Source organism: Flammeovirgaceae bacterium, from assembly GCA_015180985.1.
Lineage (GTDB): Bacteria > Bacteroidota > Bacteroidia > Cytophagales > Cyclobacteriaceae > UBA2336.
This window is the reverse complement of sequence record CP054185.1, coordinates 1,234,425-1,247,479: the sequence shown is the minus strand read 5'-3', so window position 1 is coordinate 1,247,479 and position 13,055 is coordinate 1,234,425. Positions and strand designations below refer to the sequence as shown.

The window sequence follows — 13,055 nt, the reverse complement described above, 5'->3', positions numbered from 1 at the left end:
GGCATCGGGGCTTTTTAATTTATTGCAAGGCCTCTTTCAAAAAATCATTCAGGGGTTTAACTGCTTTGCATACCCCGGCAACATTTTTCATAAACAGTTTATCCTTCACCTGCGCATCGCTGAAGGGATGGGAAACCACAAAACTTTTATTCTTCAGCAGTGCAATGTGGGGATGATCTTTTGCATACCCCTTCGGGGCCGTTTTTACCCGATCGAAATCATCCAGACCGGAAAAGTATTTTTTAAATTTTTTATCCGTGAGTATTTTCAGAAACACTTCTGCATTGTAGTCAATTTCCTGACGAACCTTTGCCAAATTCTCCGCATTAGGCATATATAGTCCGCCCGCCACAAAACTTTTACCCGGTTCAATATGAATATAATAGCCGGGTTCCTGCTCCATTTTTCCATGGGCTGAGAAGGCCGCACCCATGTTTACCTTGTAAGGGCGTTTGTCTTTGCTGAAGCGCACATCGCGGTAAATGCGGAAAGCCTGTTTGCGCGGATTCAGTCCGGCCAGGCTTTCATCAAATTTCAATAGCTCTTTATACAGTACCTCCAGAAATTCCTCAAATGTTATTTTGGCTTCTTGGTAGCGCAGTTTATTTTTCTCGAACCACTCACGGTTGTTGTTTTTTGCAACGCCTTTCAGGAATAGTAAAATTTTTTCCATTTCGATAGCTTGCTCCGCTAAATCACATCCATTACCGCCTCCAGTCCTATCCCCCGCGAAGCTTTTACCAGTACGGTCGATTCGCTGATTGGGTTTTGCTTCAGAGAACTCAATAAGTCTTCTTTTTCAGAAAAATATCTGGCGCGCGGAAATTCATCCAGTGCGTAGCGCATCAAATCACCACACAATAAAACACTAGTAAAGCCCAGGTCGCGAACCAGTTTACCGATGTTCCGGTGCTCCTGTTCGGCTTCTTCTTCCAACTCAAACATATCGCCCAGGATGAGGACCTTTTTTTCAGCCTTCATATCTGCAAGGCTTCGGATGGCCGCTTCCATCGAACTGGGGTTGGCGTTGTAGGCATCCAGAATAATAGTATTGGTGCCTTTTTTAATTACCTGCGAGCGCATGTTGGCCGGCTCATAGTCTGCCACAGCCTGGTTTGCCAGGTTTTCATCCACACCAAAATACTTACCGATACATAACGCGGTGGCAATGTTTTCAAAATTGTAGGTACCCAGTAATTTTGTCTGTACCTCCCGTCCGCTTTCGGTGCGGATTTTAATATATGGATTTGCGCTTATCATCTCGCAATGATAGTAATCGCCTTTGGCCGGGTAGAGCACCGGGTTCTTAAACCGCTTGGCCATGTTAAACAAAATCGGATTTTGCGAATTGATGAACACCGTACCTTGATTATTAATTAGGTGCATGTACAATTCCGATTTTCCTCGAATGATGTTATCAAACCCACCAAACGTGCCGATGTGTGCCTTGCCGATGTTGGTAATAAACCCATGCGTTGGGTTGGCGATGGCGCTCAGGGCTGCAATCTCGCCAACATGATTGGCACCCATTTCAATCACGGCAATTTCAATTGTTCTGTCAATCGAAAGAATGGAAAGTGGCACACCAATATGGTTGTTCAGGTTTCCCTTTGTAGCAAACGTCTTAAATTTTTTGGCGAGCACGGCATAAAGTAATTCCTTCGATGTAGTTTTTCCGTTAGAGCCGGTCAGCCCGATTACCGGAATGGTAAGCTGCTGGCGGTGGTGGCGGGCCAACTGCTGAAGCGCGGTAAGAACATCATCCACTACAACAAAATGCTCTCCTTTATTATACAGCGGATCATCAATTACCGCATATGCAGCGCCTTTGGCCAATGCCTCTCCGGCAAACTGATTGCCGTCAAATTTTTCTCCTTTCAGGGCAAAAAAAACAGAGCCGGGTTCGATCTTCCGTGTATCAGTAGAAACTTTTCCGCTCTTCCGGTAGATTTCATATAATTTCTGAATGTCCATCGTTATCTTACCTGCCAAGATAACAGTACCCATTGGGCCTGTGTTAGTGCTGCATGAAAAAAAGTTTGTTAGTGCCGGCTTTTCTTATTTACCTGCTTCCGGCAAGTTTGCTTGCCCAGTTTACCTATCGGCTGGACAGCAGCATCCCGGTACTGATTAACAGCGATACACTCAGGCTGGCGTGGGCCGGGGGCTTTAATGCCGGCCAGTTCAATACCATTGACCTGAACATGGATGGTGTTGATGATCTTGCCATTTTCGACCGGATGGCTGGCCGCATCATGACCTTTTTAAAAACTGGTAACCGGTATGTTTACGCCCCTCAATACGAAGTACATTTCCCAGAGGATATTACCAATTGGGTGCTGTTGCGCGATTTTAACTGCGATGGTAAAAAAGATTTGTTCACTGGCGATGTACTGGGCATTAAGGTTTACAAAAATAGTTCAGCCCCCGGACAACCCCCTGCCTGGGAACATTTTTTATTCGATACCGGCTTTGGCACCAAAAGCACCGTGTTACTAACCAAAGGCTTTACCAACAAAGTAAACCTGCAACTTAATTTTGATGACCTTCCGGCCATCAGCGATGCCGATGGCGATGGCGACCTGGATATTTTCAATGTAAAATTTGTGGGTGCGGGTACCATCGAGTTTCATAAAAACTTCAGCATGGAACGTTACGGCACCTGCGACTCACTCGACTTTGAACGGATAACGCAAACCTGGGGTGGAGTTACCGAATGCAGTTGCGGAGAATTTGCTTTCAACAACGAGTCATGCTCCTCAGGCGGAAGACAACAGCATGCGGGAGGCAAAAGCCTCGTGGCCCGCGACCTGGATAACGATGGTGACCAGGATCTGCTTTTTTCCGAATCCGATTGCTTCAGGATTTATCAACTACTAAACGAAGGAAGCAATGCCGCCCCCCTGGTAACAGCAGCCACGGCTTTTCCGGTCTCCAATCCGATTGCGGCTTTTCCTTATCCAACTGTTTACTTCGAAGATGCAGATGGCGATGGCGTAACCGACATGCTCGCTACACCCAACATTTTCTACCGCGAATCCACGTTTACAAACCTGAAGGAATGTATCTGGTTTTATAAAAACACCGGTACCAATCAACTGCCACAGTTTAGTTTTCAATCGCCAAACTACCTGCAGGCTAACATGATTGATGTTGGCGATAACGCGGTACCTGCCTTTTTTGATGCCGATGGCGATGGCGATTTTGATCTGTTCATCGGCAACTATGCTCATGATGACCGTGCCGCAGTCGCTTTTTATGAAAACACAGGCTCCCGAAACGAACCCGCGTTTAACCTGGTTACCGAAAACTATGCGGGCATTTCGTTCCTCACCCTGACCAACATTAAGCCCACTTTTGCCGATATGAATGGCGATACCCGGCCCGACCTGGTATTCACCGCCTCGAATCAGTTCGGCTTCAGTACGAACCTGTACTTCATCCCCAACACGGCCAACATCGGTTTACAAATCGATGCTGCCAACATCCAGTCCCTTAACTTCACCATCTTTGCCAACGAAAACGTTTCAGTTGTTTATGTCAACAACGATTCCAAACCCGATCTGCTTGTTGGCAAATCAAACGGTGCGCTGCAGTATTGGGAAAACACCGGTACGTTGGCTTCGCCCGCATTTACATTAATCAACCCTGCATTCCTCGGATTGGGCTCCAGTGTTATCAGGCAAAACCTCTCCTGTTCAGCAGCCGACCTAGATAATGACGGCAACATGGATCTGGTTATCGGTGACCAGACCGGCCAGTTGGGCATCGTAAGTAATTTTAAGGAGGCATCAACGGCTGAGCCCATCCGTAACATTGTTTACAATGAGTTGAGTGAACAATACCAGGCACAAAACCTGGGCGGCCGAACCTGGCCGGTAGCCGTTAACCTGTTCAACACCGACAAACCCGCTATTGTAGTTGGTAACATAACGGGCGGCATACACATTCTAAAGCACGATGAAACCTCAGCTTTACCCGATGCGCCACAAATTGAAATTTATCCCAATCCGGTTATTACCGATTTGTCTCCGGTTATTAACATCCGGGTCGATCGCCCCGCTCAGGTTTACGTAATAAACACCACAGGCCAGCAGGTTGGTACTCCGCTTTACCTCAATGCCTATCAATCTTACCAATTTGAAACAGGCGGGCTCAAGGCGGGCCTGTACATCTTCAGGTTCATTATCAGGGGAAAATCGTACGCACGCAGGGTTATTATACACTGAAAACCCTTTATAAGCGAAATTAAGGGGCGATTTCAGGCTCAAAACCTAATTTTGGACAGGGCTTGGAGATTTGAACCCCTTTTCCCGATATTTGCAGTCCTTTTTTAAGAATAAAGCACAAAGGCAATGGCACGAGTTTGCGAAATAACCGGAAAACGGCCGCGGGTAGGAAACAACGTTTCCCACGCGAATAACAAGACCAAGCGCAGGTTTTACCCGAACCTTCAGAAAAAGCGCTTCTTCCTGCCGGAAGAGAACCGCTGGATAACGCTGAAGGTATCGACCAAGGCCATTAAAACCATCAATAAGCATGGCATTACGGCCGTATTAAAAGAAGCCAAAGCCCAGGGAGGGTTGTAGCATAATTAACCGATTACGAACATGGCAAAGAAAGGCAACCGCGTACAGGTAATTCTGGAATGCACCGAACACAAAGCTTCGGGCATGCCCGGCATGAGCCGTTACATTACCACCAAAAACCGCAAAAACACCACCGAGCGGCTGGAGTTGAAGAAGTACAACCCGGTGTTGAAAAAATATACCTTACACAAAGAAATTAAGTAACCATGGCAAAGAAAGTTGTTGCAACGCTGAAGAAAGGGGATGGCAAGCACTACGCAAAAGTGATTCGCGCCATCAAGTCGGAAAAAACCGGAGCCTACACCTTTAGGGAAGAGATTGTTCCGGCCGAAATGGTGAAAGAAACATTGGCCAAAAAATAACCGGTATTGTAAAAGCATTTTTCAAACCCCTGTTCCTTCGGGAGCAGGGGTTCGTTTTTTTACTAAGTTGCATGTATGGCCTTCGGATTTTTTACAAAAGAAAAGAAAGAATCGCTCAACAAGGGGTTGCAAAAAACCAGTGAGAGTTTTTTTACCCGCCTCGGCAAGGCGGTGGCCGGTAAATCCACGGTAGATGATAACGTGCTCGATAACCTGGAGGAAATCCTCATCTCCTCCGATGTTGGCGTTAATACCACGCTAAAAATTATTGAACGCATTCAGCAGCGTGTAGCGCGCGACAAATACCTTGGCACAGTTGAACTAAACCGCATCCTAAAAGAAGAAATTGCTTCGTTGTTGGCTGAAAACCAATCGGCTTCATTGCAGGATTTTGATCTGCCGGCCGGCATTAAACCGTATGTGATGATGGTGGTAGGCGTAAACGGTGTGGGTAAAACTACCACCATTGGCAAACTTTCGGCTCAGTATAAAAAGTTAGGCAAATCGGTTTTGCTGGGTGCAGCCGATACCTTTCGTGCTGCGGCTGTTGACCAGCTTAAACTTTGGGGCGAACGGAACGGCATACCCGTTGTAAGCCGTGGTATGAATACTGACCCATCGTCCGTTGCTTTTGATGCCGTAAAAGAGGGACTGGATAAAAATGCGGATGTGGTGATCATTGACACGGCCGGTCGCCTGCATACCAAAACCAACCTGATGAACGAGCTTTCAAAAATCAGGCGTGTGATTCAGAAAGTTATTCCGGATGCACCCCACGAAGTGCTGCTGGTGCTCGATGGCAGTACCGGCCAGAATGCCGTAATCCAGGCCCGCGAGTTTACCAAAGCCACCGATGTAACCGGGCTGGCTATTACCAAGCTTGACGGCACAGCGAAAGGTGGCGTAGTAATCGGCATTTCGGATGAATTTAAAATACCGGTGAAATACATTGGCGTTGGCGAAAAGGTTGACGACCTGCAGATTTTTAACAATGCCGAGTTTGTGGATTCATTGTTTGCCAACCAATAGACTTACAACTCCTTCCTCACCGGTATCCTGAACAATAGCAGGTAATTAAAACCCCAGGTAGAACTCTTAAACGTACTGCCAAAGCCCGGCACATCGTAAGTCGCCAACTCCCCTGTACCGGAAGTATTCAATCCAAACTTATACCGGATGGTATACCCCATCCAGAAAAACTTATACATCTTTACGCGAAGCCCGGTGGTCACTTCAAACCAGGAAGCACGGCTGTTGGTATTGGTAAATGTTTCCGTAGTTATTCCCCAAACCGGATCATCCGTTGTCTTCACCAGCGATTCTGAAAATGTTCCCCAGCCGTAGCGCGCCCCGATAAAGAACATGTTCCGTTCCGGATCTTTCTTTAAAAAATTTACATCAACACCTGCCCGCATATAATTACCGTTGTTAATGTACCGGTCTGCATCACTTGTCAGCTCCCGTTTCCAGTTTCCAACATCAACCGTAAGGTAGTAGCGGTAAAAATCAACATCGGCACTCATTTCAAAGCCGGAATACGTTTTATCCAGCGCGCTCCTGGCACCCCCAAAAACATCATACCCGATGCGGACACCCGATGGCCTGAAATCGCGCACCAGCGTATCGGCTTTTTGGGCAAGCAGGTTTATCGAAAGCAGGATCAGCAATATGTTAGCGGTAGATTTCAATGTTTACGGTTCGGGCAGTGCTTAAAATGGGATTAATAACACGAACTGAATCAAAATCGGTAAACGAAATTCTGAGGTTGCTGAGGCTCACTTCGCTGCCGCAATCTTCACTGATAAACCGCACTGACCTGTCATATTCAACAGAAAGCGATCGCTCCAACACCGGGAGATAAAAGGTAAATGACGTGGACGTTGCATTCGGGTTAACCGATAAAATCATGGGCGTTCCGCGAAGGGTGTCCAGTACATCGGGATCCTGACCGTAAAAAATACTGTCGGTGCCAATGGCTTCAACCCGGTAAAAAATCAACGTGTCGTTTTTCCCGTCAAGCAATCGCTTAAACTGAATGACCAGTGCGGTATCGGCATTCCGGATGCAATCCGGCTCATCCAGACAGGACGAAACCATCACAATAAAAAAAACTGGCAGTGCAAATCTCACAATTCGTAAAGATACGTCTTCAGTATAACGCGCAAACCCGGTGCCCTTGTATTTTTCGTATTTTTGCAGGCCTTAAAACCGAATCGCGTGAAAACCAAGGGACATACAAACACCAAAGTCAACATTGTTACGCTGGGGTGTTCGAAAAATGTGGTTGACTCGGAGGTGTTACTTACCCAGTTGCGTGGTAATGGCATCGAGGCCGTTCATGAATCGGGTGCCGATGACGCCAGTGTGGTGGTGATCAATACGTGCGGTTTTATCGACAATGCCAAGCAGGAATCCATCGACACGATACTTCGTTATGTTGACGCCAAGCAGGAAGGCCTGGTAGATAAGGTGTATGTTACCGGATGCCTGTCGCAACGGTATAAAGACGATCTCGAAAAAGAAATCCCCGAAGTTGATGCCTGGTTCGGTACACGCGATCTTTCCCGCCTGCTCAAACAATTCAAAGCCGACTACAAACAGGAACTGGTAGGCGAGCGGATACTGACGAACCCCGGTCACTATGCGTACCTGAAAATTTCGGAAGGGTGCGATCGGCCCTGTTCTTTCTGCGCTATACCCATCATGCGGGGCAGGCATGTATCGCGTCCGATTGAAGAACTGATAAAAGAATCACAAAACCTGGCGAAGGGCGGAACCAAAGAATTGCTGATAATTGCCCAGGACTCGACCTATTACGGATTGGATCTTTACAAGAAAAGAAACCTGGCCGAACTGCTTAACCGACTGGCCGATGTGGAGGGTATTGAATGGATCCGCCTCCACTATGCCTTCCCTACGGGCTTCCCTATGGATGTGCTTGACGTGATGGCCCAGCGCAGCACCATTTGCAAGTACCTGGATATTCCTTTGCAGCACGGCAGCACCAACATGCTTGAACGCATGCGCAGGGGAACCACGCGCGAAAAAACCGAACAGTTACTTCAAACCATCCGCGCGAAAGTGCCGGGCATTGCCATACGCACCACCCTCATTGCAGGCCACCCCGGTGAAACGGAGAAAGACTTTGAGGAAATGATGGATTTTGTGGAAAAATCCCGTTTCGACCGACTGGGAGTTTTTACATACTCGCATGAAGAGAACACGCATGCCTATTCCATGAACGATGATGTACCCGATGAAGTAAAACAACAACGGGCTGATGCCGTAATGGAATTGCAGCAGGGCATTTCGAACGAACTTAACCAGCAGAAGGTGGGTAACACATACAAGGTATTAATTGACCGGAAGGAAGGCGGAAACTTCGTAGGCCGCACCGAATTCGATTCGCCCGAAGTGGATAACGAAGTAATCATTGATGCCGCAGCTGGGTATTTGCGGATTGGCGATTTCGTGCCGGTTAAGATAACCTCAGCCACCGATTTCGATTTGCACGGAACGGCTGTATAAATGCCCGTGTAATTTCATTTAACCTTACCGTCAAAAACGCGTTATTTGTCGTATGCTTTGCCTAACGGATTGCTGTTGCCATGAATGTTAACCCGGTATCGTTCGAATCCACGGGTGCATTCACCCCCTTTTTTCTGGATTATATCCGACAAAAGGAATCCCTCAAATCCTTTTATAATACGTTTCCTGAACTTAAAAATTTCGCAGACCAACTCGCACAGAAACAATCCTTTCCGGCAGGCAACCGGAACATACTGGTTCAGGTTCTTCAAAAGCAATATACCCATGTTTCTGCAGCCCAAGCCGTAAAAAACAACATCAGCAACCTGGGCAATACTAAAACATTTACGATAACCACCGGGCACCAGCTTAATATTTTTACGGGGCCGCTTTACTTTATTTATAAAATCGTTACAGTAATCAATGCCTGTAAAAAACTTTCAGCAGCGTACCCCGATTACCGGTTTGTTCCAGTGTACTGGATGGCCTCTGAAGACCATGACTACGATGAAATCAAATCCTTCAGACTTTACGGGAAAAACTATACCTGGCACACTTCGCAACAGGGGGCAGTGGGCCGGTTTACAACCCATGATTTGAAGACGTTGTTTTCCGAAATTCCCGGAGACATTACCCTGTTTAAAGAAGCGTACACCCGGTTTAAAAAACTCAGCGATGCCGTTCGCTATTACGTGAATGCATTGTTTGGCGAATACGGGCTTGTGGCAATTGACGGAGACGACCACGAATTGAAAAAACTTTTTTCACCGGTTATCAGTGACGACCTTTTCAATCATTCAGCCAAAAGGTTAGTCGATCAAACCAACTCAAACCTCGAAAAGCTTGGGTATAAACCCCAGGTATTTTGCCGGGAGGTAAATCTGTTTTACCTGGACGATGGGCTGAGGAGCCGTATTGAAAAATCAGGCGACCGGTATACTGTGATAGACACTGCACTATCGTTTACAAAGGCGGAAATTGAAAAACTCGTTCAGCAATCGCCCGAAAAATTCAGCCCGAATGTTTGCCTGCGGCCTTTGTACCAGGAAATGATACTGCCCAACCTGGCGTACGTAGGCGGGCCTGCCGAACTGGTGTACTGGCTGCAGTTTAAAAGCATGTTCGATTATTATAACGTGCCCTTTCCGGTTTTACTGCCCCGCAATTTTGCCTTAGTAATCAATGCTCCGCAGTTCCGGAAATTTCAAAAAACAGGGATTGAATTAACTGATTTGTTCAAAGAGAAATCAACACTGCTAAACCAAACTGCACTTAAATTTTCTTCAAATAAAATCCAGTTAAACGGAGAGAAGGAAGCAATCGTTAATCAGTTTAATGCCATTAAGAACCATGCAACATTCCTTGATAAAACATTGGAGCCCATGGTGGCCGCAGAAACCAAACGGGCGATAAACAGCCTGGAAAAGATAGAACAAAAATTACTGCGCGCTGAAAAGCGCAGGCAGGCCGACCGGCTGCGCCAGGTGGAAGAGCTGAAGGATGCCCTTTTTCCGAATGGCAGTTTACAGGAGCGCACTGATAACTTCCTGAATTTCTATCAAACTGATCCGCAGTTTATCCATAAGCTGGTTCAGCATTTCGATCCCTTTGATTTCCGGTTCAACATCCTGGCTGAAAATGACTAAGCAGGAACTACGTGATTCATTTATTAAAAAAAGGTTATCACTCAATGAAGCGGAGTATTACCTGTTTAACCGCAGGCTCTGCGATATGTTCTTTGCTTCTGTAGATTTATCATTTGTAAAAGTGATCCATTGCTTCCTGCCGATTATCAAAAAAAAAGAACCCGATACCTGGCTTATTATTGATAGGCTGCAACGGGAATTTACCCATATCCGCCTTGCGGTACCGAAAGTAAACCCGGCAACCAACCAGCTTGAACACTTTCTGTTTGAAGGCATGCGTAACCTGAAAACCAGCCGTTGGGGAGTACCCGAACCAACAGGAAATATTGTAATGCCTGCAGATAAAATTGACTTGGTGCTGGTTCCCTTGCTTGCCTTCGATACCACGGGGCATCGGGTTGGGTACGGTAAGGGTTATTACGATAGGTTTCTTGCCAAATGCCGGCCACAAACCAATCGAATCGGGATTTCGTTTTTTGGACCAGTTGATTCCATTGACACCACAACGGATGACATCCCGCTTACCGGTTGCATTACGCCTGAAAAATTTTTCAGATTTACCTCTTAATTTCCTTTGCTGTAGCTCACATCCAGGTATTCTTCGTAAACAAACGGTACACCTTCAACGGTAAGTCCCTCAATCCGAATGACAAACCGCCCGGTTTCATCGGTCGTTGTGAACGAGAAATTTGCCATCCCGTTTTCGTTGCTTCGGATAAGGGGGTTCCAGAATAAACATGATTTTAACTGTGGAGCACGCGGATTTGCCTTCTGCCAGGTAAAGGAGCTATTGTTTACAGGCATTGCCGGTGTAATTCCGTTTATGCTGAATAAACGACTGGTTGCCGCAACATTTGCTGCATTGTTCTCTATTTTCGTTTCAACCAATACGATACCGTTTCGAGAAATGGCTCCCAGTTTCGCCAGCTTTGGAGCTGTGTAGATTAGTTTTATTTTAGCCACTTCAGCTGGTTTTAGCTTCAGAAAATAAGAGGCGTCATCGGTTAGCACACCATCAATAATGAAGGCCGGATTTTCCATGCCCGCCCTGGCCTGCTCGGGCAAATAGAGCCGCACTACATCACGGCCGGCAATTTTGCGGTATTGCAGGTAAGGTACAATTTCGTGAAGGGTCTCCTGCATGGTCGGAAACAGTGTATAATCATCCAAATCGATGGCTACGTCCGGCTCAAAAAGTTCTTTCTCGATTAGCACATTCCGGCTGATGACTTCAGGGGTTCGGTTTGAAGCCGCACTAAAGTACCGGTAAGAAGTATTTATGCGATTTCGCATTTGCGCGTATCTGTAATACGGATTACCAGTGGCTGTGCGTTGCAGCGGCAGCGCAGCATAGTGGTTCAGGCTATCGGTTAGCTCAAGCCTTACATCATCAATCCTTCTTCCGGCCCGCTCAACCCGGTAAAAAATTTTCTCACTGCTATAAAACGGTAATAAAAATGAAACACGGAACGTACCATCATTTCTTGAAAACACTTCGTATACATCCTGAGCACCCATAACAAAAAAGGTTATGCTTACCGAATCGGTAAAGGGTTTACCAGACGGATGCTCAACTAATCTTCCGTTAACCTGCAGAAAGTCCCTGAATAAAAACTGTGGTTTCGTTTGCTTGTCCAGCACGTTCTCCCAGGTGTACCACGGCCAGGAATTTGTAATCAGCACGCGGTCCAGCAGGTGTAAGCCTTCGGCAGTTTGCAGATTGGCATCAAAGCCGGGAGGCAGGGGCTTGTCAAGATCGGCTACTACCAAAAGGTACTGATCTGTTTGTCTTGATGAAGATTCGATTGACGGAAAAATGGCCTGCTGATAAACTGAAACTGCCATGCGTGCCAACACCGGATTATTAGTATCATCCGAAACCGACACTTCAATAGCAGCTGGTGTGCGTGTAGGATACGATGGTTTATCAGGCTTAACAGAAATTTTGACTGCACTCTTCTTGTTGAAGATAATTCGTGAAGCAAGCGTTTCTCCGTCTCTACTATTAACTGTTAAGTAGCAAATGCCGTGGCCCAAAGCTTCGGCTGGTATGGCCAGGTTAATAAATTCTTTATCCTGAAATGAAAATGTTGCGGAATAATAAACCAAACCATGACCGCTGATGAGTAAATGGAGTGGAGCATTTCGTAAATCCGACAAAGCAGGTGCCTGCAGCAACACACGGTGTTGGCTTTTTGCTGAGACAGCAGGAGTAACCATAATACTCACACCATCGCGGGCAGCAACAAGTTGGTTAGCCTGTCCATTAAGGCTAACGGTATAGATCTCATCTTTATCGGGAGTAATAAAAAATAATCCATAACCATTGCTGTCGGTAATAAACGTGGCGATTTGTTTTCCGGAGGCATCCGTTACAAAACCATTTTGATTGTTGGCCGCTGCCGCATACACTACTACTTTATTCCGCACGCCTGCAACAAGCTGCCCGCCTTCCGGGTAGCAGGCCGGCTTTTCCTTTACCAGAGCAGTTGAATACGCATATTCACCAGCCACCTGTAGTTCGCCCGCAAAGTACCTGGATCGGCCAAAATTTTTCATCCAATTGTCGTAGACAAATACCCGGTAAGTACCCGGGGGCATATCTGTAGGTACCATCAGTTGGTTACTGCCCCAGCCATCGCGTATCCGGAAAACCTGATGCAGTACTGTTTTCCCGGAGGCATCAACCACATCCAGTTCAATTAGGTTATATCCTTTTAACGGAGCGCCATCGGCTGCCAACAGATAGGCGGCCCGAAAAAAGGCAGTATCTCCGGGTGCATAAGCCGGCTGATTAAACTGCAGGTGCAATTTTACCGGATTGTGAACTGTATAAAAAGCCTTCAGTTTTTCAGGCCATTGTTCCAGCGGCAACTGAGCGTATGCTGTCGTAACCAGTGTACACCACAAAATACTGAGTTTTGCCATCG

The 13,055-nt window shown here is 46.6% G+C and carries 13 protein-coding genes; 8 read left to right on the top strand and 5 right to left on the bottom strand.

Features of this window, described 5'->3' with window-relative positions; translation table 11 throughout:
* Nucleotides 1–19: 19 nt before the first annotated feature.
* Both HRU69_05930 and HRU69_05925 read right to left on the bottom strand, forming a co-directional pair.
* Nucleotides 20–673 carry a DUF2461 domain-containing protein gene (locus tag HRU69_05930; GenBank protein QOI97060.1) on the bottom strand — a complete coding sequence of 218 codons (654 nt, stop codon included), beginning with the start codon at nucleotides 671–673 and terminating at the stop codon, nucleotides 20–22.
* 17 nt (nucleotides 674–690) lie between these two features.
* The gene (locus HRU69_05925) at nucleotides 691–1,974 is read right to left on the bottom strand and encodes a UDP-N-acetylmuramoyl-tripeptide--D-alanyl-D-alanine ligase (protein QOI98840.1); all 1,284 of its coding nucleotides are present in this window, start codon (nucleotides 1,972–1,974) and stop codon (nucleotides 691–693) included.
* 53 nt (nucleotides 1,975–2,027) lie between these two features.
* Here HRU69_05925 and HRU69_05920 point away from each other — a divergent pair, with 53 nt between their 5' ends.
* From HRU69_05920 to ftsY, 5 genes are all read left to right on the top strand, one after another.
* The gene (locus tag HRU69_05920; GenBank protein ID QOI97059.1) at nucleotides 2,028–4,229 is read left to right on the top strand and encodes a T9SS type A sorting domain-containing protein; all 2,202 of its coding nucleotides are present in this window, start codon (nucleotides 2,028–2,030) and stop codon (nucleotides 4,227–4,229) included.
* Nucleotides 4,230–4,355: 126 nt separating this feature from the next.
* Nucleotides 4,356–4,589, top strand: a complete 234-nt coding sequence (locus tag HRU69_05915) for a 50S ribosomal protein L28 (GenBank protein ID QOI97058.1) — start codon at nucleotides 4,356–4,358, stop codon at nucleotides 4,587–4,589.
* 21 nt (nucleotides 4,590–4,610) lie between these two features.
* Nucleotides 4,611–4,793 carry a 50S ribosomal protein L33 gene (gene rpmG, locus HRU69_05910; GenBank protein ID QOI97057.1) on the top strand — a complete coding sequence of 61 codons (183 nt, stop codon included), beginning with the start codon at nucleotides 4,611–4,613 and terminating at the stop codon, nucleotides 4,791–4,793.
* Nucleotides 4,794–4,795: 2 nt separating this feature from the next.
* Nucleotides 4,796–4,951, top strand: coding sequence for a DUF4295 domain-containing protein (locus HRU69_05905; protein QOI97056.1), 156 nt, complete (start codon nucleotides 4,796–4,798; stop codon nucleotides 4,949–4,951).
* A 75-nt stretch (nucleotides 4,952–5,026) separates the two neighbouring features.
* Nucleotides 5,027–5,980 carry a signal recognition particle-docking protein FtsY gene (ftsY, locus tag HRU69_05900; GenBank protein QOI97055.1) on the top strand — a complete coding sequence of 318 codons (954 nt, stop codon included), beginning with the start codon at nucleotides 5,027–5,029 and terminating at the stop codon, nucleotides 5,978–5,980.
* Between the two features lie 2 nt (nucleotides 5,981–5,982).
* Here the strand turns inward: ftsY and HRU69_05895 are convergent, their stop codons facing one another.
* Both HRU69_05895 and HRU69_05890 read right to left on the bottom strand, forming a co-directional pair.
* Nucleotides 5,983–6,639 (bottom strand): hypothetical protein, encoded by a 657-nt coding sequence (locus HRU69_05895; GenBank protein ID QOI97054.1) that lies wholly within the window; start codon nucleotides 6,637–6,639, stop codon nucleotides 5,983–5,985.
* Nucleotides 6,623–7,081 carry a hypothetical protein gene (locus tag HRU69_05890; protein ID QOI97053.1) on the bottom strand — a complete coding sequence of 153 codons (459 nt, stop codon included), beginning with the start codon at nucleotides 7,079–7,081 and terminating at the stop codon, nucleotides 6,623–6,625. The genes HRU69_05895 and HRU69_05890 overlap by 17 nt, the downstream gene beginning before the upstream one ends.
* Nucleotides 7,082–7,168: 87 nt before the next feature.
* On the opposite strand from HRU69_05890, the gene rimO reads away from it, so the two are divergent.
* The 3 genes from rimO to HRU69_05875 all read left to right on the top strand — a co-directional run bounded on the left by rimO (nucleotide 7,169) and on the right by HRU69_05875 (nucleotide 10,693).
* Entirely contained in the window at nucleotides 7,169–8,479 is a 1,311-nt protein-coding gene (gene rimO, locus HRU69_05885; GenBank protein ID QOI97052.1) for a 30S ribosomal protein S12 methylthiotransferase RimO, read from the top strand.
* 80 nt (nucleotides 8,480–8,559) lie between these two features.
* Nucleotides 8,560–10,125: a bacillithiol biosynthesis cysteine-adding enzyme BshC gene (bshC, locus tag HRU69_05880; GenBank protein ID QOI97051.1), complete on the top strand. Its 1,566-nt coding sequence runs from the start codon at nucleotides 8,560–8,562 to the stop codon at nucleotides 10,123–10,125.
* Nucleotides 10,118–10,693 carry a 5-formyltetrahydrofolate cyclo-ligase gene (locus tag HRU69_05875; protein ID QOI97050.1) on the top strand — a complete coding sequence of 192 codons (576 nt, stop codon included), beginning with the start codon at nucleotides 10,118–10,120 and terminating at the stop codon, nucleotides 10,691–10,693. Before bshC ends, HRU69_05875 begins: the two co-directional genes overlap by 8 nt.
* Here the strand turns inward: HRU69_05875 and HRU69_05870 are convergent.
* Nucleotides 10,690–13,053, bottom strand: coding sequence for a hypothetical protein (locus HRU69_05870; protein QOI97049.1), 2,364 nt, complete (start codon nucleotides 13,051–13,053; stop codon nucleotides 10,690–10,692). The genes HRU69_05875 and HRU69_05870 overlap by 4 nt on opposite strands.
* Nucleotides 13,054–13,055: the final 2 nt, after the last annotated feature.